The organism is Streptomyces sp. NPDC016845, from assembly GCF_044332585.1.
Taxonomy (GTDB): domain Bacteria; phylum Actinomycetota; class Actinomycetes; order Streptomycetales; family Streptomycetaceae; genus Streptomyces.
Map to the genome: position 1 here is coordinate 194,254 of NZ_JBIRPI010000009.1, position 23,018 is coordinate 217,271.

Sequence of the window (23,018 nt, forward strand, 5' to 3'; positions counted from 1 at the left end):
ACACGGTCGGGCCGGGCCGCGCTCGGTGCCCGCCCTATGAGCCGTAACGCAGAGCGCGAGCATGAGGAGCACCGTTGAGCAGGTTGCGCTGGCTGACCGCGGGGGAGTCGCACGGACCCGCACTTGTCGCGACGCTGGAGGGGCTTCCCGCCGGCGTTCCGATCACCACGGAGATGGTGGCGGACCACCTGGCCAGGCGGCGTCTCGGCTATGGGCGCGGCGCACGCATGAAGTTCGAGCAGGACGAGATCACGTTCCTGGGCGGCGTCCGGCACGGCCTCTCCCTCGGCTCGCCCGTCGCGGTGATGGTCGGCAACACCGAGTGGCCCAAGTGGGAACAGGTCATGGCGGCCGACCCGGTCGACCCCGAGATCCTGGCGGGCCTTGCGCGCAACGCGCCGCTGACCCGGCCCCGCCCCGGCCACGCGGACCTCGCGGGCATGCAGAAGTACGGTTTCGACGAGGCGCGGCCGATCCTGGAGCGGGCCTCCGCGCGCGAGACCGCGGCCCGGGTCGCGCTCGGCGCCATCGCCCGGTCGTTCCTGAAGGAGACGGCCGGGATCGAGATCGTCTCCCACGTCGTCGAGCTGTGCTCGGTGAAGGCGCCGCAGGGCGTGTACCCGACCCCGGCCGACGTGGAGAAGCTGGACGCCGATCCGCTGCGCTGCCTGGACGCCGACGCGTCGAAGGCGATGGTGGCGGAGGTCGACCAGGCCCACAAGGACGGCGACACCCTGGGCGGCGTCGTCGAGGTCCTCGCCTACGGCGTGCCGGTCGGCCTCGGCTCGCACGTGCACTGGGACCGCAAGCTCGACGCCCGCCTCGCCGGTGCGCTCATGGGCATCCAGGCCATCAAGGGCGTCGAGATCGGCGACGGCTTCGACCTCGCGCGCGTGCCGGGCTCGAAGGCGCACGACGAGATCGTGAGGACGGACGAGGGCATCCGCCGCGTCTCCGGGCGCGCGGGCGGCACCGAGGGCGGCCTGTCCACCGGTGAGCTGCTCCGGGTGCGCGCCGCGATGAAGCCCATCGCGACCGTGCCGCGCGCGCTCAAGACCGTGGACGTCGCCACGGGCGAGGCCACACAGGCCCACCACCAGCGCTCCGACGTCTCCGCCGTGCCGGCCGCGGGCATCGTGGCCGAGGCCATGGTCGCCCTCGTCCTCGCGGACGCCGTGGCCGAGAAGTTCGGCGGCGACAGCGTCCCCGAGACGCGGCGCAACGTGACGTCGTACCTCGACAACCTGCAGATCCGGTGAGCGGTCCGACCGTCGTCCTCGTCGGACCGATGGGCGTGGGCAAGTCGACGGTGGGCGCTCTGCTCGCCGAGCGGCTCGGCTCCGTCTTCCGGGACACCGACGACGACATCGTGGCCGCGCAGGGCCGCGCCATCGCCGACATCTTCGTCGACGAGGGCGAGGCGCACTTCCGCGCCCTGGAGAAGGCCGCCGTCGAGACCGCGCTCGCCGAGCACACCGGCGTCCTCGCCCTGGGCGGCGGCGCGATCCTCGACGACTCCACGCGCGCGCTGCTCGCCGGGCACCCCGTCGTCTACCTCTCGATGGACGTCGAGGAGGCGGCCAGGCGGACCGGTCTGAACGTGGCCCGGCCGCTGCTCGCCGTCAACCCGCGCAAGCAGTGGCGCGAGCTGATGGAGGCGCGGCGCCATCTGTACACCGAGGTGGCCGCGGTGGTCGTGGCCACCGACGGCCGTGACCCCGTCGAGGTCGCCGAGGCCGTCCTCGACGCACTGGAGTTGAAGCAGGCATGACTGACGAAGTGACCCGGATCCAGGTCGGCGGCACGGCGGGCACCGACCCGTACGAGGTCCTGATCGGGCGCCAACTCCTGGGCGAACTGGGCTCGTTGATCGGCGACCGGGCCAAGCGGGTCGCCATCGTGCACCCCGAGGCGCTGGCCGAGACCGGCGACGCGCTCCGCGCCGACCTCGCCGAGCAGGGCTTCGAGGCCGTCGCCATCCAGGTGCCCAACGCCGAGGAGGCCAAGACCGCCGAGGTCGCCGCCTACTGCTGGAAGGCGCTCGGGCAGTCCAACTTCACCCGCTCCGACGTCGTCGTCGGGGTCGGCGGCGGCGCCACCACGGACCTCGCCGGGTTCGTCGCGGCGACGTGGCTGCGCGGCGTGCGCTGGATCGCCGTCCCCACCACCGTGCTCGCCATGGTGGACGCGGCCGTCGGCGGCAAGACCGGCATCAACACCGCCGAGGGCAAGAACCTCGTCGGCGCCTTCCACCCGCCGGTCGGCGTCCTCTGCGACCTCGCCGCGCTCGACTCCCTCCCGGTCCACGACTACGTCTCCGGCCTTGCCGAGATCATCAAGGCCGGTTTCATCGCCGACGAGCGGATCCTGGAGCTCATCGAGGAGGACCCGCAGGCGGCGCGCACCCCGGCGGGCCCGCACACCGCCGAGCTGATCGAGCGCTCCATCAAGGTCAAGGCCGAGGTCGTCTCCAGCGACCTCAAGGAGTCGGGCCTGCGCGAGATCCTCAACTACGGGCACACCCTCGGGCACGCCATCGAGAAGAACGAGCGCTACAAGTGGCGCCACGGCGCGGCCGTCGCCGTCGGCATGCACTTCGCCGCCGAGCTCGGCCGTCTCGCCGGGCGCCTGGACGACGCGACCGCCGACCGGCACCGTGCCGTCCTGGAGTCCGTCGGCCTCCCGCTGAGCTACCGCTACGACCAGTGGCCCAAGCTCCTGGAGAACATGAAGGTCGACAAGAAGTCCCGCGGCGACCTGCTGCGCTTCATCGTCCTCGACGGCCTCGGCAAGCCCACCGTCCTGGAGGGCCCGGACCCGGCCGTCCTCCTCGCCGCCTACGGCGAAGTGGCCGAATAGTTCCGCCGGTTGTTCTCAGGGCACGTTGCGACCGCCCCGGCCGTTCACACAACGGCGGCCTGGGACGGTACCTTTCGGTAGCGCCCTGATCGCCGGCGCCCCAATGACGGTTGTACGAGACGGAGTGGCACCGGATGCAGCACGCAGTGGGATCTCCGCTGCCACCGCCCCACCGGCCGGGGCACGGAGCGGCCGGCCCCTGGCCCGCGCCGCAGCAGGCGCAGCAGCACCCCGGCGCGCCCGGGTTCACCGGCGCCCCGCCCCCGCAGGGCCCGCCGCAGGCGGCACAGGCCCCGCACCCGCAGGCCCCGCCGCCGCGCGACACCACGGGCCACGTCCAGCTCCCGCCCGGCGCCCCCGTCGCCGTGCCGAGCCCGCCGCCCGCGCAGGCCCCCGCCGACCCGGCGGCGACCACCCTCGCCGTGCTGCTCATCGGCCCCGCGGGCGCGGGCAAGACCAGCGTCGCCAAGTACTGGGCGGACCGCCGCCGCGTCCCCACGGCCCACATCAGCCTCGACGACGTACGGGAATGGGTGCGCTCGGGGTTCGCCGACCCGCAGACGGGGTGGAACGACAACAGCGAGGCGCAGTACCGTCTCGCCCGCCGCACCTGCGGCTTCGCCGCCCGTAACTTCCTGGCGAACGGGATCTCCTGCGTCCTCGACGACGCCGTCTTCCCCGACCGCCCGGTCGTCGGCCTCGGCGGCTGGAAGCGGCACGTCGGCCCCGGCCTGCTCCCCGTCGTCCTGCTGCCGGGCCTGGAGATCGTCCTGGAGCGCAACGCGCAGCGCAGCGGCAACCGCCGGCTCAGCGACGAAGAGGTCGCGGCGATCCACGGCCGGATGGCGGGCTGGTACGGCTCAGGGCTGCCGATCATCGACAACTCGCAGCTCGACGTGGCGGGCACGGCGCAGGTCCTGGACGAGGTGCTAGCCCGCGCCATCGCGAGCCCGCCGCAGTGGTGAGCCTCCCGCGCCTGTAGAGCCTCCCGCGCCTGTAGGGGCGCCGCCCGTCCGGACGCGCTGAACCGGCCGCCCCGCCCGCCCGCTCGTACGCTCGGCCTCATGGCAGAGGCGTACGCGGCACGACGGGACCGGCTCAGACAGCGCGCTACAGCGGGCGGCAGCGCGTCCGCCCTGGTGTCGCGCCCCGCCAACGTCCGCTATCTCACCGGGGCGGCCCCGCCCGGCGCCGTGCTGCTCGTCGGCCCGGACTCCGGCGGCAGCGGCGACGTCCTGCTCTGCGCGCGGCAGCCCAGCGGGCAGCTCGCCGAGGGCCGGGCCGACGAGCAGCTGCGGGTGCAGATCCTGGGGGCGCCCGGTGGTGACCCGGCCGTCGCCGCCGCCGATGTGGCGCTCGCGCAGGGCGCCGACTCGCTCGCCGTCGAGGAGCACCATCTGACGATGGCCAGGCACCGCGAGATCGGCTCGGTCGCGCCCGGCCTGCTCCTCACCGACCTGCACAAGGCCGTCGAGCAGCTGCGCCTGGTCAAGGACGAGGAGGAGATCTCCTGTCTGCGGATCGCGGCCGAGATCGCCGACCAGGCGCTGGGCGAACTCCTGGAGTCGATCCTCGTCGGCCGCACCGAGCGCCATCTAGCCCTGGAGCTGGAACGCCGGCTTGTCGACCACGGCGCCGACGGCCCCGCCTTCCCGACGAGCGTGGGCACGGGACCCAACTCCGGTCTCGGCGCCCACCGTCCCGGCGACCGCCGCGTCGAGGAAGGCGACTTCCTCTCCGTCTGTCTCGGCGCCACCTACCGCGGCTACCGCTGCGAGGTCGGCCGGACCTTCGTCATCGGGACCTCGCCCGCGGACTGGCAGATCGAGCTGTACGACCTCGTCTTCGCCGCTCAGCGGCAGGGCAGGGAGTCCCTGCTGCCCGGCGCCGAGTGCCGCGAGGTGGACCGGACGGCCCGCCACGTACTGGACGCGGCGGGGCACGGCGCGGCCCTCGCGCAGCTGACGGGACACGGGGTGGGGCTCGAAATCGACGAGGACCCGCAATTGGCCCCCGCCGCCATGGGTAAACTGGACGCTCGTGTGCCGGTCACCGTCGAACCGGGGGTCCACCTCCCGGGCCGGGGCGGTGTCCGGATCGATGACACGCTCGTCGTCCGCCCCGAGGCGGACGGCGGACCCGAGCTACTCACCATCACGACCAAGGAGCTGCTCGCGCTGTAGCCGAAGGCTGCGCGCTGTGCCCCGGGGTCGTCCACGTCAGTCCAGGAGATTCCGCAACCGTGGCTTCCACGAACGACCTCAAGAACGGCCTGGTGCTCAAGCTCGAAGGCGGCCAGCTCTGGTCCGTCGTCGAGTTCCAGCACGTCAAGCCCGGCAAGGGCCCGGCCTTCGTGCGCACCAAGCTCAAGAACGTGCTCTCCGGCAAGGTCGTCGACAAGACGTTCAACGCCGGCGTCAAGGTCGAGACGGCCACGATCGACAAGCGCGACATGCAGTTCTCCTACATGGACGGCGAGTACTTCGTCTTCATGGACATGGAGACCTACGACCAGCTGATGGTCGAGCGCAAGGCTGTCGGCGACGCCGCCAACTTCCTGATCGAGGGCTTCACCGCCTCGGTCGCGCAGCACGAGGGCGAGGTGCTCTTCGTGGAGCTGCCGGCCGCCGTCGAGCTGACCATCAAGGAGACGGAGCCGGGCGTCCAGGGTGACCGCTCCACGGGTGGCACCAAGCCCGCCACGCTGGAGACCGGCCACCAGATCCAGGTCCCGCTCTTCATCACGCAGGGCGAGAAGATCAAGGTCGACACCCGTGACAGCAGCTACCTCGGCCGGGTGAACAGCTAACCGTGGCTGCCCGTAACACGGCCCGTAAGCGCGCCTTCCAGATCCTCTTCGAGGCGGACCAGCGCGGCGACTCCGTCACGACGGTCCTCGCGGACTGGATCCGGCACTCCCGCAGCGACACGCGGCAGCCGCCCGTCAGCGAGTACACGATGGAGCTGGTCGAGGGGTACGCGCAGTACGCGGCCCGGATCGACGAGCTGATCGCCCAGTACTCCGTCGGGTGGACCCTGGACCGGATGCCGGTCGTCGACCGCAACATCGTGCGGATCGGCGCCTACGAGCTGGTCTGGGTCGACGGGACCCCGGACGCCGTGGTGCTCGACGAGGCCGTCTCGCTGGCCAAGGAGTTCTCCACCGACGAGTCCCCGGCGTTCATCAACGGGCTTCTGGGCCGTTTCAAGGACCTGAAGCCCTCGCTCCGCCGCGACCAGGCGTAACCGCCGCGAAGCGCACGTACCACCGCAGGCCCGAAGCAGAACCTGAACAATGTTCTGCTTCGGGCCTGGTGCGTTCCCCGAGGCCTCATTAGGTTCTGGCCATGCCTGAGCCGAGCGTGCCCCTCACATCGACCGACCCGCTCCTGTCGCGCCTCGCCGAGCTGCGCGCGGGCGATCTCCCCGTCCACGGCGGCCGCACCATGGCGTACGTCTACGACTCCGGGCTCGACGGCCTGGAGGAGCTGGCGAACGCCGCGCACGCCGCCTTCGCCGGGGTCAACGGGCTCGACATGACGGCCTTCCCCAGCGTGGTCACGCTGGAGAACGACCTGGTGCGCCGCGCCACGACTCTCCTCGGCGGCGGCGCGGGCACCTTCACCAGCGGCGGCACCGAGAGCTGCCTGCTCGCCGTCCTGACCGCCCGGCAGCACGCCCGCCGGACGCGCGGCGTGCACGAACCCGAGCTGGTCCTGCCCGAGACGGCGCACGCCGCGTTCCACAAGGCCGCCGAGGTGTGCGGGCTGCGGGTGGTGAGCGTGCCGGTCGACCCGGAGACCTTCAGGGTGCGCGCGGCGGACATGGCCGCGGCGGTCACCGACCGCACCGCCCTGGTCGTCGTCTCGGCGCCCTCGTACGCGCACGGCGTCATCGACCCGGTCGCGGAGGTGGCGGCCGAGGCGGAGCGGCGCGGAGTGCTCTGCCACGTGGACGCCTGCATCGGGGGCTGGTACCTGGGACATCTGCGCAGGGTGCCGGACGTGTCGGTGCCTGAGGTCCCGGAGTTCGACCTGCGCGTCCCCGGCGTGACCTCCCTCTCCGTCGACCTGCACAAGTACGCCTACACCGCGAAGGGCGCCTCGCTCCTGCTCTTCCGGGACGCCGGGCTGCGCCGCCATGGCTGGTTCGCGCACGCCTCCTGGCCCGGCTACCCCGTGGTCAACTCCACGCTCCAGGGCACCAAGGCGGCCGGACCGCTCGCCGCGGCCTGGGCCGTGACCGAACGCGTCGGAACCCAGGGTTACACCGCGTTGTCGGCACGCGTGCACAGGGCGACGCTCGCTCTCGCCCGGGGCATCGAAGGAATCGCCGGGCTGAGGCTGCTCGCGCGGCCCGACGCGTCGCTGCTCGCGGTCGCCGCCGACGACCCGGACGTCGACGTGTTCGTGGTCGCCGACGCGATCCGGGGGAGCGGCTGGTACCTCCAGCCGCAGCCCGCCTTCGGGGCGTCGCCGGCCAATCTGCATCTGACGGTGACCGCCGCGGTCGCGGACGAGGAGACCGTACGGTTGCTCCTCGCCGATCTGGAGAAGGCGGTGGCGCGGGCGCGCGCGGCCGGTCCGGTACGGGTGGACCCGGCGATCGCCGAGGCCGCCGCGTCCCTCGACCCGGAAGCGCTCACCCCCGAGGAGGTCGGGGCGGCGCTGACCCTCGCGGGCGTCGGTGCGGACGGGCGGCTCCCCGAGCGGATGGCGCCGGTGCTCGCCGTCCTCCAGGCGCTGCCGCCGAGGCTGAGCGAGCGGCTGCTGCCCGAGGTCATCGGACGGCTCTACGCGCCGTGAGACGCCGTGAGACGCCGTGAGACGCCGTGAGACGCCACGAGGCGCCATGACGCCGTGCGAACGCCTGAGGGGCGGAGCCAGGTGGCTCCGCCCCTCAGGGTGTGACGTTTCTTCGGTTCCTCGGTAAAAGGGGACCCGTCAGGCCTCTTCGTGCGCCACCGCGCGCCGCGCGTCCGCGTCCAGGACGCCCCAGCTGATCAGCTGCTCGGTCAGGACCGAGGGCGACTGGTCGTAGATCACCGCAAGGGTGCGCAGGTCGTCCTGGCGGATCGAGAGCACCTTGCCGTTGTAGTCACCGCGCTGCGACTGGATCGTGGCGGCGTACCGCTGCAGCGGGCCCGCCTTCTCCGGCGGCACGTGGGCAAGGCGCTCGAGGTCCAGGACGAGCTTCGGCGGCGGCTCGGCCGCTCCACCCGGGGTGGTGCCCGGCAGCAGCTCCTGCACCGGAACCCCGTAGAAGTCCGCCAGCTCGGCAAGGCGCTGCACGGTCACGGCGCGGTCGCCGCGCTCGTACGACCCGACCACGACCGCCTTCCAGCGTCCCTGGGACTTCTCCTCGACACCGTGGAGGGAAAGGCCCTGCTGGGTACGGATCGCGCGGAGCTTGGCCCCGAGCTGTTTGGCGTATTCGCTGGACATATAGCTCCCCGGACACTGCATCACTGTGCGGCTGCGCCGCGTGGCTGGTAACTCACTGTGAGGTTACGCAGCGTTACTTGGCCGCGTCAAGCCGAATGGTCCGTACCGACCTTCTCCCAAATCGGGCGATCTCGCACCTTCTGCGCTCCGCCAGGGGGGTGATCGGCGCCGTTCGGGGGCTGGTAGTCTGGATGGCGCAATTCCGACGTCCTTTAAGATCCGTCCCGTGAGGCGGAGAAGGGGGTCCGTTTCTTATGGACACGCAGAATTCCGATGCCCGGTCCGTCCTCGAAGGACCTGACATCGCGCGGGTGCTGACCCGTATCGCCCACGAGATCGTCGAACGCGCCAAGGGTGCCGAGGACGTGGTCCTCCTGGGCATCCCCACGCGAGGCGTCTTCCTCGCCCGCCGTCTGGCCGACAAGCTCCAGGAGATCACCGGCCGCGCCGTTCCCGTCGGCTCCCTCGACATCACGATGTACCGCGACGACCTGCGCATGCACCCGCCGCGCGCGCTCGCCCGCACCGACATCCCCGCTGAGGGGATCGACGGCCGCCTCGTGGTCCTCGTCGACGACGTGCTCTTCTCCGGCCGCACCATCCGCGCCGCCCTAGACGCCCTGAACGACATCGGGCGCCCGCGCGCCGTGCAGCTCGCGGTCCTCGTCGACCGCGGCCACCGCGAACTCCCGATCCGCGCCGACTACGTCGGCAAGAACCTCCCCACGTCGCTGCGGGAGACGGTCAAGGTCCTGCTCGCCGAGGAGGACGGCCGCGACGCCGTGCTGCTCGGTGCCAAGCCGGACACCAAGGCGGCCGAGCAGTAGCACCCCTTTCGCCGTGCGTTTTCCCGTACGGCCCGAAAGGTGTGCCCTCGCGCGCCCGTATGCCCCAAATCTCCTGAACCTCCCTACGGAGCACCCCCGATGATGCGACACCTCATCTCGGCCGCCGACCTCACCCGCGACGACGCCGTCCTCATCCTCGACACCACCGAGGAGATGGTCCGCGTCGCCGACCGGCCCATCAAGAAACTGCCCGCCCTGCGCGGGCGGACCGTCTGCAACCTCTTCTTCGAGGACTCGACCCGGACCCGGATCTCGTTCGAGGCCGCCGAGAAGCGCCTGTCCGCCGACGTCATCAACTTCGCCGCCAAGGGCTCCAGCGTCTCCAAGGGCGAGTCCCTGAAGGACACCGCGCAGACCCTGGAGGCGATGGGCGTCGACGCCGTCGTCATCCGGCACGGCGCCTCCGGCGCCCCGTACCGGCTCGCGACCTCCGGCTGGATCGACGCCCCGGTGATCAACGCGGGCGACGGCACCCACCAGCACCCCACGCAGGCGCTCCTCGACGCCTTCACGATGCGCCGCCGCCTGGTCGGCGCCGACGCCGGGATCGGCCAGGGCCTCGACGGCAAGCGCGTCACGCTCGTCGGCGACGTCCTGCACAGCCGCGTCGCCCGCTCCAACGTCGACCTGCTGCACACGCTCGGCGCCGAGGTCACCCTCGTCGCGCCGCCCACCCTGCTGCCCGTCGGCGTCGAGACCTGGCCGTGCGAGGTCTCGTACGACCTCGACTCCACGCTGCCCAAGTCCGACGCCGTGATGATGCTGCGCGTCCAGCGTGAGCGCATGAACGCCGCGTTCTTCCCGACCGAGCGGGAGTACTCGCGCCGCTACGGCCTCGACGGCGACCGCATGGCGAAGATGCCGGAGCACGCCATCGTCATGCACCCCGGCCCGATGGTCCGCGGCATGGAGATCACCGCCGAGGTCGCGGACTCCGACCGCTGCACCGCCATCGAACAGGTCGCCAACGGCGTCCACACCCGGATGGCCGTCCTCTACCTGCTGCTCGGCGGCAACGAGCCCGCCGTCACCCACTCCCGTACCGAGGAGAAGTAACCACATGAGCAAGATTCTGATCCGCGGTGCGAAGGTGCTGGGCGGCGAGCCGCAGGACGTACTGATCGACGGTTCCGTGATCGCCGCTGTCGGCGGCGGGCTCTCCGCGGACGGCGTCGACGAGGTCGTCGAAGCCGATGGCAAGGTGCTCCTTCCGGGCCTCGTCGACCTCCACACCCACCTGCGCGAGCCCGGCCGCGAGGACTCCGAGACCGTCCTCACCGGCACCCGGGCCGCCGCCTCCGGCGGCTACACCGCCGTCTTCGCCATGGCCAACACCTTCCCCGTAGCCGACACCGCCGGAGTCGTCGAGCAGGTCTACCGGCTCGGCCGGCAGCACGGCTACTGCGACGTGCAGCCCATCGGCGCCGTCACCGTCGGCCTGGAGGGGCAGAAGCTCGCCGAGCTGGGCGCCATGCACGACTCCACCGCCGGTGTCACCGTCTTCTCCGACGACGGCAAGTGCGTCCACGACGCCGTGATCATGCGCCGCGCCCTGGAGTACGTGAAGGCGTTCGGCGGCGTCGTCGCCCAGCACGCGCAGGAGCCCCGCCTCACCGAGGGCGCCCAGATGAACGAGGGCACCGTCTCCGCCGAGCTGGGCCTGGGCGGCTGGCCCGCCGTCGCCGAGGAGTCGATCATCGCCCGCGACGTGCTGCTCGCCGAGCACGTCGGCTCCCGCGTCCACATCTGCCACCTCTCGACCGCCGGGTCCGTGGAGATCGTCCGCTGGGCCAAGTCCCGCGGCATCGACGTGACCGCCGAGGTCACCCCGCACCACCTGCTCCTCACCGACGAGCTGGTGCGCTCGTACAACCCGGTCTACAAGGTCAACCCGCCGCTGCGCACCGAGAAGGACGTCATGGCGCTGCGCGAGGCGCTCGCCGACGGCACGATCGACATCGTCGCCACCGACCACGCCCCGCACCCGCACGAGGACAAGGACTGCGAGTGGGCCGCCGCCGCCATGGGCATGGTCGGCCTGGAGACCGCGCTGAGCGTCGTGCAGCAGACGATGGTCGAGACGGGGCTGCTCGACTGGGCCGGCGTCGCCGACCGGATGTCCGCCAAGCCCGCCGAGATCGGGCAGGCCAAGGGGCATGGACGGCCCGTCTCGGCAGGTGAGCCCGCCAACCTGGTTCTGGTCGACGCCGACTACCGTGGAAGTGTTGACCCCGCGGGCTTCGCCTCCCGCAGCCGCAACACCCCTTACGAGGGCCGTGAGCTGCCGGGGCGCGTCACTCACACCTGGCTGCGGGGCAAGGCCACCCTCGCCGACGGGAAGCTCGCGTGACACCTCTGCACCCCATCCGCCCGCTGGTCCTGGCCGCCGAACAGAAGTCGGCGGACGTGACCGACTGGGCCGACCGGATCGGCTGGATCGTCGGCCTGCTCCTCTTCATCGCCCTCGTCTACTGGCTGATGCGCCAGGGCTGGAAGTGGCGCGGCACGCTGCAAGGCGACGTACCGCCCCTGCCGCAGTCGCCCGGGACGCCGGGTGAGCCGAAAATGAGTTTGAGCGGCCGCTACCACGGCTCCACGACCGCAGGGCAGTGGCTCGACCGCATCGTCGCGCACGGCCTGGGCACCCGCAGCCGCGTCGAGCTGACCCTGACCGACGCCGGACTCGACGTCGTACGCCCCGGAGCGGCCGACTTCTTCGTCCCGGCGGACGCGCTGCGCGAGGCCCGGCTCGACAAGGGCATCGCCGGCAAGGTCCTCACGGAGGGCGGCCTCCTGATCGTCACCTGGGCCCACGGCGACAAGCTGATCGACTCCGGCTTCCGCGCGGACCACGCCGCGGAGCAGGCCGAATGGGTCAGGGCGATCAACGACATGATCAACATGGACGACACGAACGACATGGTCGAGACGACCATCACGACGGAAGGCACCGCACGATGACCACCTCCACAAGGGGAACCAGCAAGGTTCCCGCCGTTCTCGTCCTGGAGGACGGCCGGGTGTTCCGCGGCCGGGCCTACGGGGCCGTGGGGGAGACCTTCGGCGAGGCCGTCTTCTCCACCGGCATGACCGGCTACCAGGAGACCCTCACCGACCCGTCGTACGCCCACCAGATCGTGGTCGCCACCGCCCCGCAGATCGGCAACACGGGCTGGAACGACGAGGACGACGAGTCGGCCCGCATCTGGGTCTCCGGCTACGTCGTGCGCGACCCCGCGCGCGTGCCGTCCAACTGGCGCTCCCGGCGCAGCCTGGACGACGAGCTGACCGCCCAGGGCGTCGTCGGCATCAGCGGGATCGACACCCGCGCCCTCACCCGCCACCTGCGCGAGCGCGGCTCCATGCGCTCCGGCATCTTCTCCGGCGAGACGCCGGCGCCCGACGCCGAGCTGGTCGCCAAGGTGCAGGCGCAGCCGCAGATGAAGGGCGCGAGCCTGTACGAGGAGGTCGCCACCAAGGAGGCCTACGTCGTCCCGGCCGTCGGTGAGAAGAAGTTCACCGTCGCCGCCGTCGACCTCGGCATCAAGGGCATGACCCCGCACCGCATGGCCGAGCGCGGCATCGAGGTGCACGTGCTGCCCGCCACCGCCACCGAGGAGGAGCTGTACGCGGTCGCCCCCGACGGCGTCTTCTTCTCCAACGGGCCCGGCGACCCCTCCACCGCCGAAGGACCGGTCGCGCTGATGCGCGCCGTCCTCGCCCGCAAGACCCCGCTGTTCGGCATCTGCTTCGGCAACCAGATCCTCGGCCGCGCCCTCGGCTTCGGCACGTACAAGCTGAAGTACGGCCACCGCGGCATCAACCAGCCGGTGCAGGACCGCACCACCGGCAAGGTCGAGGTCACCGCGCACAACCACGGCTTCGCCGTGGACGCGCCGCTCGACAAGGTCAGCGAGACCCCCTTCGGTCGCGCCGAGGTCTCCCACGTCTGCCTGAACGACCAGGTCGTCGAAGGTCTCCAGCTGCTCGACCAGCCGGCCTTCTCCGTCCAGTACCACCCGGAGGCGGCGGCCGGACCGCACGACGCCGCCTACCTGTTCGACCGTTTCGTCACCCTGATGGAGGGCCAGCGTGCCTAAGCGCTCCGATATCCAGTCCGTCCTGGTCATCGGCTCCGGCCCGATCGTCATCGGCCAGGCCGCCGAGTTCGACTACTCCGGCACCCAGGCGTGCCGCGTCCTCAAGGCCGAGGGCCTGCGCGTCATTCTCGTCAACTCCAACCCGGCGACGATCATGACCGACCCGGAGATCGCCGACGCCACGTACGTCGAGCCGATCACCCCCGAGTTCGTCGAGAAGATCATCGCCAAGGAGCGCCCCGACGCGCTCCTGCCGACCCTCGGCGGCCAGACCGCGCTCAACACCGCGATCTCCATGCACGACCAGGGCGTTCTCGACAAGTACGGCGTCGAGCTGATCGGCGCCAACGTCGAGGCGATCAACAAGGGCGAGGACCGCGACCTCTTCAAGGGCGTCGTCGAAGAGGTCCGCAAGAAGATCGGGCACGGCGAGTCCGCCCGCTCGGTGATCTGCCACACCATGGACGACGTGCTCCAGGGCGTCGACACCCTCGGCGGCTACCCCGTCGTCGTCCGCCCCTCCTTCACCATGGGCGGCGCCGGTTCCGGCTTCGCGCACGACGAGGAGGAGCTGCGCCGCATCGCGGGCCAGGGCCTGACCCTGTCTCCCACCACCGAGGTGCTCCTGGAGGAGTCCATCCTCGGCTGGAAGGAGTACGAGCTGGAGCTGATGCGCGACAAGAACGACAACGTCGTGGTCGTCTGCTCCATCGAGAACTTCGACCCGATGGGCGTGCACACCGGTGACTCGATCACCGTCGCGCCCGCGATGACGCTCACCGACCGCGAGTACCAGCGCCTTCGTGACATCGGCATCGCGATCATCCGCGAGGTCGGCGTCGACACCGGCGGCTGCAACATCCAGTTCGCGATCAACCCCGAAGACGGCCGCGTCATCGTCATCGAGATGAACCCGCGCGTCTCCCGCTCCTCGGCGCTCGCCTCCAAGGCCACGGGCTTCCCGATCGCGAAGATCGCCGCCAAGCTGGCCGTCGGCTACACGCTCGACGAGATCCCGAACGACATCACCGAGAAGACCCCGGCCTCCTTCGAGCCGACGCTCGACTACGTGGTCGTGAAGGCCCCGCGCTTCGCCTTCGAGAAGTTCCCGAGCGCCGACTCCACCCTCACCACGACCATGAAGTCGGTGGGCGAGGCCATGGCGATCGGCCGCAACTTCACCGAGGCGTTCCAGAAGGCGCTGCGCTCCCTGGAGAAGAAGGGCAGCCAGTTCACCTTCGTCGGCCCGGTCGGCGACAAGAAGGAGCTGCTCGAAGCCTCCGTACGCCCGACCGACGGCCGGATCAACACCGTCATGGAGGCGATCCGGGCCGGCGCCACGCCCGAGGAGATCTTCGACTACACGAAGATCGACCCCTGGTTCGTGGACCAGCTCTTCCTCATCAAGGAGGTCGCCGACGAGCTGGCCGCCGCCGAGCGCCTGGACGCGGAGCTGCTCGCCGAGGCCAAGCGCCACGGCTTCTCCGACCAGCAGATCGGCGAGATCCGCGGCCTGCGCGAGGACGTCGTCCGCGAGGTCCGGCACGCCCTCGGGGTCCGCCCGGTCTACAAGACGGTCGACACCTGCGCCGCCGAGTTCGCCGCGAAGACGCCGTACTTCTACTCCTCCTACGACGAGGAGTCCGAGGTCGCGCCGCGCACCAAGCCCGCGGTGATCATCCTGGGCTCGGGCCCGAACCGCATCGGCCAGGGCATCGAGTTCGACTACTCCTGCGTCCACGCCTCCTTCGCGCTCAGCGACGCGGGCTACGAGACCGTGATGGTCAACTGCAACCCGGAGACCGTCTCCACCGACTACGACACCTCCGACCGCCTGTACTTCGAGCCGCTGACGCTCGAGGACGTCCTGGAGATCGTGCACGCCGAGTCCCTCGCGGGCCCGATCGCGGGCGTCGTCGTCCAGCTCGGCGGCCAGACCCCGCTCGGCCTCGCCCAGGCGCTCAAGGACAACGGCGTCCCCGTCGTCGGCACCCCGCCCGAGGCGATCCACGCCGCCGAGGACCGCGGCGCCTTCGGCCGGGTGCTCGCCGAGGCCGGTCTCCCGGCCCCGAAGCACGGCACCGCCACCACGTTCGCGGAAGCGAAGGCGATCGCCGACGAGATCGGCTACCCGGTCCTCGTCCGCCCGTCCTACGTGCTCGGCGGCCGCGGCATGGAGATCGTCTACGACGAGACCCGCCTGGCCGCGTACATCGAGGAGTCCACCGAGATCAGCCCGAGCCGCCCCGTGCTCGTGGACCGCTTCCTCGACGACGCCATCGAGATCGACGTCGACGCCCTCTACGACGGCGAGGAGCTCTACCTCGGCGGCGTCATGGAACACATCGAGGAGGCCGGCATCCACTCCGGCGACTCGGCGTGCGCCCTGCCCCCGATCACCCTCGGCGGCTTCGACATCAAGCGTCTGCGCGCCTCCACCGAGGGCATCGCCAAGGGCGTCGGCGTGCGCGGCCTGATCAACATCCAGTTCGCGCTGGCCGGGGACATCCTCTACGTCCTGGAGGCCAACCCGCGCGCCTCCCGCACCGTCCCCTTCACCTCGAAGGCGACCGCGGTGCCGCTCGCGAAGGCCGCCGCCCGCATCTCGCTCGGCGCCACCGTCGCCGAGCTGCGCGCCGAGGGCCTGCTGCCGAAGCACGGCGACGGCGGCACGCTGCCGCTCGACGCGCCGATCTCCGTCAAGGAGGCCGTCATGCCCTGGTCGCGCTTCCGCGACATCCAGGGCCGCGGCGTCGACACGGTCCTCGGCCCGGAGATGCGCTCCACCGGCGAGGTCATGGGCATCGACTCCGTCTTCGGCACGGCGTACGCCAAGTCGCAGGCGGGCGCCTACGGGCCGCTGCCCACGAAGGGCCGCGCTTTCATCTCGGTCGCCAACCGCGACAAGCGCTCGATGATCTTCCCGGCGCGCGAGCTGGTCGCCCACGGCTTCGAGCTGCTCGCCACCTCCGGCACCGCCGAGGTCCTCAGGCGCAACGGCCTCAACGCCACGGTCGTGCGCAAGCAGTCCGAGGGCGAGGGCCCGAACGGTGAGAAGACGATCGTCCAGCTGATCCACTCGGGCGACGTCGACCTCATCGTCAACACCCCGTACGGCACCGGCGGCCGCCTCGACGGCTACGAGATCCGCACGGCGGCCGTGGCTCGCTCCGTGCCCTGCCTGACGACGGTCCAGGCGCTCGCCGCCGCCGTCCAGGGCATCGACGCCCTCACCCATGGCGGGGTCGGCGTCCGCTCCTTGCAGGAACACGCGGAACACCTGACCGCGGCCCGCGACTGAGCGCTCCGCTGGAAGTGCCGTGGTAGGTGTGCGGCCGGCTGCGGCGCCGTCGTGGCTGGTCGCGCAGTTCCCCGCGCCCCTTCGGGGCGCTGCTGAACCGGCAACGTACTTCGCCCGACCCGCTTAGCAGCCCTGGAGGGGGACACCGGAAACGGTGTCCCCCTCTTCATGAGGCCGCCCGACTTCTGAGGACCCCGAGGACCCGTCATGTACAAGCTGTTCTTCCACCTCGTCTTCAAGCGCATGGACCCCGAGAAGGCCCACTACGCGGCCTTCCGCTGGATCCGGGGCGCCGCCCGCGTCCCCGTCCTGCGCACGTACGTCGCCGCCGCTCTCGCGCCGCGCTACAAGGAGCTGCGCACCGAGGCCCTCGGCCTGCGGATGCACGGCCCCTTCGGCCTGGCCGCCGGGTTCGACAAGAACGCTGTCGCGATCGACGGCATGGCGATGCTCGGCTTCGACCACGTCGAGATCGGCACCGTCACGGGCGAGCCGCAGCCCGGCAACCCGAAGAAGCGCCTGTTCCGGCTCGTCCAGGACCGCGCGCTGATCAACCGCATGGGCTTCAACAACGAGGGCTCCCTCGCCGTCGCCGCCCGCCTCGCCTCCCGCAACCCGGTCTTCAAGACCACGGTCGGTGTGAACATCGGCAAGACCAAGGTGGTCGACGAGGCCGACGCAGCCTCCGACTACGTGAAGTCGACCGAGCGCCTGGCCGCCTTCGCCGACTACCTCGTCGTCAACGTCTCCTCGCCCAACACCCCGGGCCTGCGCAACCTCCAGGCCACGGAGGCGCTGCGGCCGCTGCTCACCGCCGTGCGCGACGCCGCCGACCGCACCGTGCGCTCGCGCCGCGTCCCGCTCCTGGTGAAGATCGCGCCCGACCTCGCCGACGAGGACGTCGACGCCGTCGCCGACCTGGCCGTGGAGCTCGGCCTGGACGGCATCATCGCCACCAACACCACGATCTCCCGCGAGGGCCTGACCACCAAGGGCAGCGTCGTGGACGAGACCGGCGGCCTGTCCGGCGCGCCGCTCAAGGAGCGCTCCCTGGAGGTCCTGAGGCGCCTCTACGCGCGCGTGGGCGACCGCCTCACCCTGATCGGCGTCGGCGGCGTCGAGAACGCCGAGGACGCCTGGCAGCGCATCCTCGCCGGCGCCACGCTCGTCCAGGGCTACTCGGCCTTCATCTACGAGGGCCCGTTCTACGCCCGCGCCGTCCACAAGGGCCTTGCCGCGCGCCTGAACAACTCCCCGTACGCCACGCTCGCCGACGCGGTGGGCGCCGATGTGAAGAGGAAGGCCGAGGCCGCATGAGTGTGAACGAACCCTTCGGCGCCCGCCTGCGCCGCGCCATGGACGAGCGCGGCCCGCTCTGCGTCGGCATCGACCCGCACGCCGCCCTGCTCTCCTCCTGGGGCCTGAGCGACGACATCGCGGGCCTGGAGAGCTTCACGCGCACGTCGGTCGAGGCGCTGGCCGACACCGTCGCCGTGGTCAAGCCCCAGGCGGCGTTCTTCGAGCGGTTCGGCTCGCGCGGCATCGCCGTCCTGGAGCGCGCCGTCGCCGAGCTGCGCGCGGCGGGCACCCTCGTCGTCATGGACGCCAAGCGCGGCGACATCGGCTCGACCATGGCCGCGTACGCGGAGACCTTCCTGCACAAGGACTCGCCGCTGTTCTCCGACGCGCTGACCGTGTCCCCGTACCTCGGCTACGGCTCGCTGAAGCCCGCCGTCGACCTCGCGCGCGAGTCGGGCGCGGGCCTCTTCGTCCTCGCGCTCACCTCCAACCCGGAGGGCGGCGAGGTGCAGCACGCGGTGCGGGCCGACGGCCGTGATGTCGGCGCGACGATGCTCGCCCACCTCGCCGGGGAGAACGCGGGGGAGAGCCCGCTGGGCTCCTTCGGCGCGGTCGTCGGCGCGACCCTGGGGAACCTCTCCTCGTACGAGCTGGGGATCAACGGTCCGCTCCTCGCCCCCGGCATCGGGGCGCAGGGTGCCACCGCCGCCGATCTGCCGACGGTCTTCGGCGCCGCTGTCCGCAATGTCGTACCGAACGTGAGCCGGGGCGTCCTCAAGGCCGGGCCCTCCGTCGCGGCGCTGCGGGACGCGGCCGTGCGGTTCGCGGACGAGGTGCGTGAGGCGGTCGAAGGCGCCTGATGAGAGGCGCTCCGGGGTGGCACTCCGTGCCGACCTTGCGGCCCGCGTCCGAATCCTGACCGATTTGCGGGTTGTTTTGTCGGAAATGCGCGGCTCGATAGAGGCTGACCAGGACTTTTCGTTCGTTCTCGCTGACTCAGGCGGCCCAGGCCGCTAGTCTCCGACGAGAGGTGTGGGGCGACCAAGTTCCTCACCGGTCCGTATCCGACAGTTTCGACATCCGAGGTGACGTAGGCGTGGCTCTTCCGCCCCTTACCCCTGAACAGCGCGCAGCCGCGCTCGAAAAGGCCGCCGCGGCTCGCCGGGAGCGGGCCGAGGTGAAGAATCGACTCAAGCACTCCGGCGCCTCCCTCCACGAGGTCATCAAGCAGGGCCAGGAGAACGACGTCATCGGCAAGATGAAGGTCTCCGCTCTCCTTGAGTCCCTGCCGGGCGTGGGCAAGGTCCGCGCCAAGCAGATCATGGAGCGTCTCGGGATCTCCGAATCCCGCCGGGTGCGCGGTCTCGGTTCCAACCAGATCGCCTCCCTGGAGCGCGAGTTCGGCAGCACCGGAGCCTGAGGCCATGGGCCGGCCCCCGGGCTGGTCCGGGGCACTCCGGAACAACTGGAATAATCGCTGCATGAGTGAACGTCCGCGGCTGACCGTGCTCTCCGGCCCCTCGGGGGTCGGCAAGAGCACGGTCGTCGCTCATATGCGCAAGGAACACCCCGAGGTCTGGCTCTCGGTGTCGGCGACGACCCGCAAGCCGCGCCCCGGCGAGAAGCACGGAGTCCAGTACTTCTTCGTCACCGACGAGGAGATGGACAAGCTGATCGCCAACGGCGAGCTCCTCGAGTGGGCCGAGTTCGCGGGGAACCGGTACGGCACCCCGCGCGGCGCCGTGCTCGACCGCCTGGAGGCGGGGGAGCCGGTGCTGCTCGAGATCGACCTCCAGGGTGCTCGCCTGGTCAGGGAGTCGATGCCGGAGGCGCAGCTGGTCTTCCTCGCCCCGCCGAGCTGGGAGGAGCTGGTGCGCCGGCTCACCGGGCGCGGCACCGAGGCGCCGGAGGTCATCGAGCGCCGGCTCGAGGCCGCGAAGGTGGAGCTGGCCGCCGAGGCGGAGTTCGACACGACCCTTGTCAATACCTCCGTCGAGGACGTGGCGCGTGAGCTGCTAGCCTTGATGAAAGTTCTTTGATCTTCACCCCAGCCGGGACATCGGTCCCGGCCCCCATCGGAAGGCAGAGCGTGTCCTCTTCCATCACCGCGCCCGAGGGCATCATCAACCCGCCGATTGATGAGCTGCTCGAAGCCACCGACTCGAAGTACAGCCTGGTCATCTACGCCGCCAAGCGCGCGCGTCAGATCAACGCGTACTACTCGCAGCTCGGTGAGGGTCTCCTCGAGTACGTCGGCCCGCTGGTGGACACGCACGTCCACGAGAAGCCGCTCTCGATCGCCCTTCGCGAGATCAACGCGGGTCTGCTGACGTCGGAGGCCATCGAGGGCCCGGCGCAGTAAGTCCGTTCGCTTCACCACAGGCCCGACAGCCCGGCTGTCGGGCCTGTGGTGTGTCATGGAGTCGTACGTTTTCCGAACGCAGGGGAGAACCGGTGTCGTCCAAGCCCAAGGTCGTACTCGGGGTCAGCGGCGGCATCGCCGCCTACAAGGCGTGTGAGCTGCTGCGCCGTCTGACCGAGTCCGGCCACGACGTACGCGTCGTCCCCACCGGCTCCGCGCTGCACTTCGTCGGCGCCGCCACCTGGTCCGCGCTCTCCGGCAACCCGGTCTCCACCGAGGTCTGGGAATCCGTCCACGAGGTGCCGCACGTGCGCATCGGGCAGCACGCGGACCTGGTGATCGTCGCCCCGGCCACCGCCGACATGCTCGCCAAGGCGGCTCACGGCCTCGCCGACGACCTCCTCACCAACACGCTCCTCACGGCCCGCTGTCCGGTCGTCTTCGCGCCCGCCATGCACACCGAGATGTGGGAGCACCCGGCGACGCAGGAGAACGTGGCGACGCTGCGCCGCCGCGGCGCCCTCGTCATCGAGCCCGCTGTCGGCCGTCTGACCGGCGTCGACACCGGCAAGGGCCGCTTTCCCGACCCGGTCGAGATCTTCGAGTACGTACGCCGGGTCCTGGCGCGCGGCGCCGACGCGGCCACCTCCGACCTGGCCGGGAAGCACGTCGTCGTCAGCGCGGGCGGCACCCGCGAACCCCTCGACCCGGTCCGCTTCCTCGGCAACCGCTCCTCGGGCAAGCAGGGCTACGCGCTGGCCCGTACGGCTGCCGCGCGCGGCGCCCGCGTGACTCTTCTCTCCGCGAACGCGACGCTGCCCGACCCGGCGGGCGTCGACGTCGTCCACGTGGGCACGGCCGTGCAACTGCGCGAGGCGGTCCTGAAGGCGGCGGCGGACGCCGACGCGGTGGTCATGGCGGCGGCCGTCGCCGACTTCCGCCCGGAGGTGTACGCCACCGGCAAGATCAAGAAGAAGGACGGCGAGGAGCCCGCCCCGATCGCGCTCGTCCGCAACCCGGACATCCTCGCCGAGGTGTCCGGGACCCGCGCCCGCGCGGGCCAGGTGGTCGTCGGATTCGCCGCCGAGACCGACGACGTCCTCGCCAACGGCCGCGCCAAACTCGCCCGCAAGGGCTGTGACCTGCTCGTCGTCAACGAGGTCGGGGAGCGCAAGACCTTCGGCTCCGAGGAGAACGAGGCCGTCATCCTGGGCGCCGACGGCAGCGAGACGCCGATCCCGTACGGTCCGAAGGAGGCGCTCGCCGACCGGATCTGGGACGAGGTCGTCCTGCGTGTGGTCCGGCGTGTCTGAAAACCCGCCGATTCCGGGCGCCCAGTAGTCTTCCGGAGAAGGTTCATCATGTCGCAGAATGCCGTGTCGCAGGTCACAGCGCTCCCAAGGGGCGAGATTCGTGGTCCGGCGACCGAGCGCGACCGATAAACTGACTTCGGACACCGCCGGGCGCAGCTCCCGGCAGTCCAACAATGATCAGCCAGCAGCCGCTGCAACCACAGGGAGCGTTGTGTCCCGTCGCCTGTTCACCTCGGAGTCCGTTACCGAGGGTCACCCCGACAAGATCGCTGACCAGATCAGCGACACCATTCTCGACGCACTGCTGCGCGAGGACCCGACATCCCGCGTCGCCGTCGAGACGCTGATCACCACCGGCCTGGTGCACGTGGCCGGCGAGGTGACGACCAAGGCGTACGCGCCGATCGCGCAGCTCGTGCGCGACAAGATCCTCGAGATCGGCTACGACTCCTCGAAGAAGGGCTTCGACGGCGCCTCCTGTGGCGTCTCGGTCTCCATCGGCTCGCAGTCCCCCGACATCGCGCAGGGCGTCGACACGGCGTACGAGAAGCGCGTCGAGGGCGATGAGGACGAGCTCGACAAGCAGGGCGCCGGCGACCAGGGCCTGATGTTCGGCTACGCGTGCGACGAGACGCCGGACCTCATGCCGCTCCCGATCCACCTGGCGCACCGTCTGTCGCGCCGCCTGTCCGAGGTCCGCAAGAACGGGACGATCCCGTACCTGCGCCCCGACGGCAAGACCCAGGTCACCATCGAGTACGACGGCGACAAGGCGGTCCGCCTGGACACGGTCGTGGTCTCCTCGCAGCACGCGAGCGACATCGACCTCGACTCGCTGCTCGCCCCCGACATCCGCGAGTTCGTCGTCGAGCCGGAGCTGAAGGCGCTCATCGACGACGGCATCAAGCTGGAGACCGAGGGCTACCGCCTCCTGGTCAACCCGACGGGCCGCTTCGAGATCGGCGGCCCGATGGGCGACGCGGGCCTCACCGGCCGCAAGATCATCATCGACACCTACGGGGGCTACGCCCGCCACGGCGGCGGCGCCTTCTCCGGCAAGGACCCGTCGAAGGTCGACCGCTCCGCCGCGTACGCGATGCGCTGGGTCGCGAAGAACGTGGTGGCCGCCGGGCTCGCCACGCGCTGCGAGGTCCAGGTCGCCTACGCGATCGGCAAGGCGGAGCCGGTCGGTCTCTTCGTGGAGACCTTCGGCACGAACACGATCGACACGGACAAGATCGAGGCCGCGATCTCCGAGGTCTTCGACCTCCGCCCGGCCGCGATCATCCGCGACCTCGACCTGCTCCGTCCGATCTACTCCCAGACGGCCGCCTACGGCCACTTCGGGCGCCCGCTGCCCGACTTCACGTGGGAGAAGACGGACCGCGTGGACGCGCTGCGCAAGGCCGCGGGCGTGTAAGTCCCGGCCCTGCTGGTTCCTGGGGCCCGGTTCTCCTTCGGGAGGGCCGGGCCCCGGTGCTTTTCCCGGACC

Annotated in this window: 22 protein-coding genes; 21 read left to right on the forward strand and 1 reads right to left on the reverse strand. The window is 71.0% G+C overall.

Annotated features, from left to right (window positions below):
• Nucleotides 1-74 precede the first annotated feature (74 nt).
• The 8 genes from aroC (at nucleotide 75) to ACH4RC_RS23360 (ending at nucleotide 7,664) form a co-directional block, all read left to right on the forward strand.
• Nucleotides 75-1,259, forward strand: a complete 1,185-nt coding sequence (gene aroC / locus ACH4RC_RS23325; RefSeq protein WP_398204025.1) for a chorismate synthase — start codon at nucleotides 75-77, stop codon at nucleotides 1,257-1,259.
• Nucleotides 1,256-1,771 (forward strand): shikimate kinase, encoded by a 516-nt coding sequence (locus ACH4RC_RS23330; protein WP_398204028.1) that lies wholly within the window; start codon nucleotides 1,256-1,258, stop codon nucleotides 1,769-1,771. The genes aroC and ACH4RC_RS23330 overlap by 4 nt, the downstream gene beginning before the upstream one ends.
• Entirely contained in the window at nucleotides 1,768-2,859 is a 1,092-nt protein-coding gene (aroB, locus tag ACH4RC_RS23335) for a 3-dehydroquinate synthase (RefSeq protein WP_398204030.1), read from the forward strand. The genes ACH4RC_RS23330 and aroB overlap by 4 nt, the downstream gene beginning before the upstream one ends.
• 134 nt (nucleotides 2,860-2,993) lie before the next feature.
• Complete coding sequence (locus tag ACH4RC_RS23340; protein ID WP_398204032.1) at nucleotides 2,994-3,824, forward strand: Pro-rich N-terminal domain-containing protein; 831 nt, start codon at nucleotides 2,994-2,996, stop codon at nucleotides 3,822-3,824.
• Between the two features lie 99 nt (nucleotides 3,825-3,923).
• Nucleotides 3,924-5,042, forward strand: a complete 1,119-nt coding sequence (locus ACH4RC_RS23345) for an aminopeptidase P family protein (protein WP_398204034.1) — start codon at nucleotides 3,924-3,926, stop codon at nucleotides 5,040-5,042.
• Nucleotides 5,043-5,101: 59 nt separating this feature from the next.
• Nucleotides 5,102-5,668, forward strand: coding sequence for an elongation factor P (gene efp, locus ACH4RC_RS23350; protein ID WP_398204037.1), 567 nt, complete (start codon nucleotides 5,102-5,104; stop codon nucleotides 5,666-5,668).
• Nucleotides 5,669-5,670: 2 nt separating this feature from the next.
• Nucleotides 5,671-6,105, forward strand: a complete 435-nt coding sequence (gene nusB / locus ACH4RC_RS23355) for a transcription antitermination factor NusB (protein ID WP_398204040.1) — start codon at nucleotides 5,671-5,673, stop codon at nucleotides 6,103-6,105.
• Between the two features lie 101 nt (nucleotides 6,106-6,206).
• A complete protein-coding gene (locus ACH4RC_RS23360; RefSeq protein ID WP_398204043.1) occupies nucleotides 6,207-7,664 on the forward strand; it encodes a pyridoxal phosphate-dependent decarboxylase family protein in 1,458 nt (485 codons plus the stop codon).
• Between the two features lie 138 nt (nucleotides 7,665-7,802).
• Here ACH4RC_RS23360 and bldD read toward each other — a convergent pair whose 3' ends face one another.
• Nucleotides 7,803-8,303, reverse strand: coding sequence for a transcriptional regulator BldD (bldD, locus tag ACH4RC_RS23365; RefSeq protein WP_093894511.1), 501 nt, complete (start codon nucleotides 8,301-8,303; stop codon nucleotides 7,803-7,805).
• A gap of 254 nt (nucleotides 8,304-8,557) precedes the next feature.
• Between bldD and pyrR the strand changes: the two genes are divergently transcribed.
• The 13 genes from pyrR (at nucleotide 8,558) to metK (ending at nucleotide 22,946) form a co-directional block, all read left to right on the forward strand.
• Nucleotides 8,558-9,130, forward strand: a complete 573-nt coding sequence (gene pyrR / locus ACH4RC_RS23370; protein WP_398204046.1) for a bifunctional pyr operon transcriptional regulator/uracil phosphoribosyltransferase PyrR — start codon at nucleotides 8,558-8,560, stop codon at nucleotides 9,128-9,130.
• Between the two features lie 99 nt (nucleotides 9,131-9,229).
• Nucleotides 9,230-10,207 (forward strand): aspartate carbamoyltransferase catalytic subunit, encoded by a 978-nt coding sequence (locus ACH4RC_RS23375; protein ID WP_398204049.1) that lies wholly within the window; start codon nucleotides 9,230-9,232, stop codon nucleotides 10,205-10,207.
• A 4-nt stretch (nucleotides 10,208-10,211) separates the two neighbouring features.
• Entirely contained in the window at nucleotides 10,212-11,501 is a 1,290-nt protein-coding gene (locus tag ACH4RC_RS23380) for a dihydroorotase (protein ID WP_398204052.1), read from the forward strand.
• Nucleotides 11,498-12,112 (forward strand): hypothetical protein, encoded by a 615-nt coding sequence (locus tag ACH4RC_RS23385; RefSeq protein ID WP_398204054.1) that lies wholly within the window; start codon nucleotides 11,498-11,500, stop codon nucleotides 12,110-12,112. Before ACH4RC_RS23380 ends, ACH4RC_RS23385 begins: the two co-directional genes overlap by 4 nt.
• The gene (carA, locus tag ACH4RC_RS23390; protein WP_398204056.1) at nucleotides 12,109-13,251 is read left to right on the forward strand and encodes a glutamine-hydrolyzing carbamoyl-phosphate synthase small subunit; all 1,143 of its coding nucleotides are present in this window, start codon (nucleotides 12,109-12,111) and stop codon (nucleotides 13,249-13,251) included. Before ACH4RC_RS23385 ends, carA begins: the two co-directional genes overlap by 4 nt.
• Entirely contained in the window at nucleotides 13,244-16,552 is a 3,309-nt protein-coding gene (gene carB, locus ACH4RC_RS23395) for a carbamoyl-phosphate synthase large subunit (RefSeq protein ID WP_398204059.1), read from the forward strand. Before carA ends, carB begins: the two co-directional genes overlap by 8 nt.
• 207 nt (nucleotides 16,553-16,759) lie before the next feature.
• On the forward strand, nucleotides 16,760-17,869 hold the full coding sequence (locus tag ACH4RC_RS23400; RefSeq protein WP_398204062.1) for a quinone-dependent dihydroorotate dehydrogenase: 1,110 nt from the start codon (nucleotides 16,760-16,762) through the stop codon (nucleotides 17,867-17,869).
• Nucleotides 17,866-18,711 carry an orotidine-5'-phosphate decarboxylase gene (gene pyrF, locus ACH4RC_RS23405; RefSeq protein WP_398204064.1) on the forward strand — a complete coding sequence of 282 codons (846 nt, stop codon included), beginning with the start codon at nucleotides 17,866-17,868 and terminating at the stop codon, nucleotides 18,709-18,711. The genes ACH4RC_RS23400 and pyrF overlap by 4 nt, the downstream gene beginning before the upstream one ends.
• A gap of 236 nt (nucleotides 18,712-18,947) precedes the next feature.
• On the forward strand, nucleotides 18,948-19,271 hold the full coding sequence (locus ACH4RC_RS23410; RefSeq protein ID WP_026246651.1) for an integration host factor: 324 nt from the start codon (nucleotides 18,948-18,950) through the stop codon (nucleotides 19,269-19,271).
• A gap of 61 nt (nucleotides 19,272-19,332) precedes the next feature.
• Entirely contained in the window at nucleotides 19,333-19,890 is a 558-nt protein-coding gene (gene gmk, locus ACH4RC_RS23415; protein ID WP_398204068.1) for a guanylate kinase, read from the forward strand.
• Nucleotides 19,891-19,940: 50 nt separating this feature from the next.
• Nucleotides 19,941-20,213 carry a DNA-directed RNA polymerase subunit omega gene (rpoZ, locus tag ACH4RC_RS23420; RefSeq protein WP_005319902.1) on the forward strand — a complete coding sequence of 91 codons (273 nt, stop codon included), beginning with the start codon at nucleotides 19,941-19,943 and terminating at the stop codon, nucleotides 20,211-20,213.
• A 92-nt stretch (nucleotides 20,214-20,305) separates the two neighbouring features.
• The gene (gene coaBC, locus ACH4RC_RS23425) at nucleotides 20,306-21,526 is read left to right on the forward strand and encodes a bifunctional phosphopantothenoylcysteine decarboxylase/phosphopantothenate--cysteine ligase CoaBC (protein WP_398204071.1); all 1,221 of its coding nucleotides are present in this window, start codon (nucleotides 20,306-20,308) and stop codon (nucleotides 21,524-21,526) included.
• 211 nt (nucleotides 21,527-21,737) lie between these two features.
• Nucleotides 21,738-22,946 carry a methionine adenosyltransferase gene (gene metK / locus ACH4RC_RS23430; protein WP_398204073.1) on the forward strand — a complete coding sequence of 403 codons (1,209 nt, stop codon included), beginning with the start codon at nucleotides 21,738-21,740 and terminating at the stop codon, nucleotides 22,944-22,946.
• Nucleotides 22,947-23,018: the final 72 nt, after the last annotated feature.

Coding starts and splice junctions, on each gene's coding strand:
- aroB (WP_398204030.1), top strand. CDS start 1,768: ATGACTGACGAAGTGACCCGGATCCAGGTCGGCGGCACGGCGGGCACC.
- ACH4RC_RS23340 (WP_398204032.1), top strand. CDS start 2,994: ATGCAGCACGCAGTGGGATCTCCGCTGCCACCGCCCCACCGGCCGGGG.
- ACH4RC_RS23345 (WP_398204034.1), top strand. CDS start 3,924: ATGGCAGAGGCGTACGCGGCACGACGGGACCGGCTCAGACAGCGCGCT.
- ACH4RC_RS23360 (WP_398204043.1), top strand. CDS start 6,207: ATGCCTGAGCCGAGCGTGCCCCTCACATCGACCGACCCGCTCCTGTCG.
- bldD (WP_093894511.1), bottom strand. CDS start 8,303: ATGTCCAGCGAATACGCCAAACAGCTCGGGGCCAAGCTCCGCGCGATC.
- pyrR (WP_398204046.1), top strand. CDS start 8,558: ATGGACACGCAGAATTCCGATGCCCGGTCCGTCCTCGAAGGACCTGAC.
- ACH4RC_RS23375 (WP_398204049.1), top strand. CDS start 9,230: ATGATGCGACACCTCATCTCGGCCGCCGACCTCACCCGCGACGACGCC.
- ACH4RC_RS23380 (WP_398204052.1), top strand. CDS start 10,212: ATGAGCAAGATTCTGATCCGCGGTGCGAAGGTGCTGGGCGGCGAGCCG.
- carA (WP_398204056.1), top strand. CDS start 12,109: ATGACCACCTCCACAAGGGGAACCAGCAAGGTTCCCGCCGTTCTCGTC.
- ACH4RC_RS23400 (WP_398204062.1), top strand. CDS start 16,760: ATGTACAAGCTGTTCTTCCACCTCGTCTTCAAGCGCATGGACCCCGAG.
- pyrF (WP_398204064.1), top strand. CDS start 17,866: ATGAGTGTGAACGAACCCTTCGGCGCCCGCCTGCGCCGCGCCATGGAC.
- gmk (WP_398204068.1), top strand. CDS start 19,333: ATGAGTGAACGTCCGCGGCTGACCGTGCTCTCCGGCCCCTCGGGGGTC.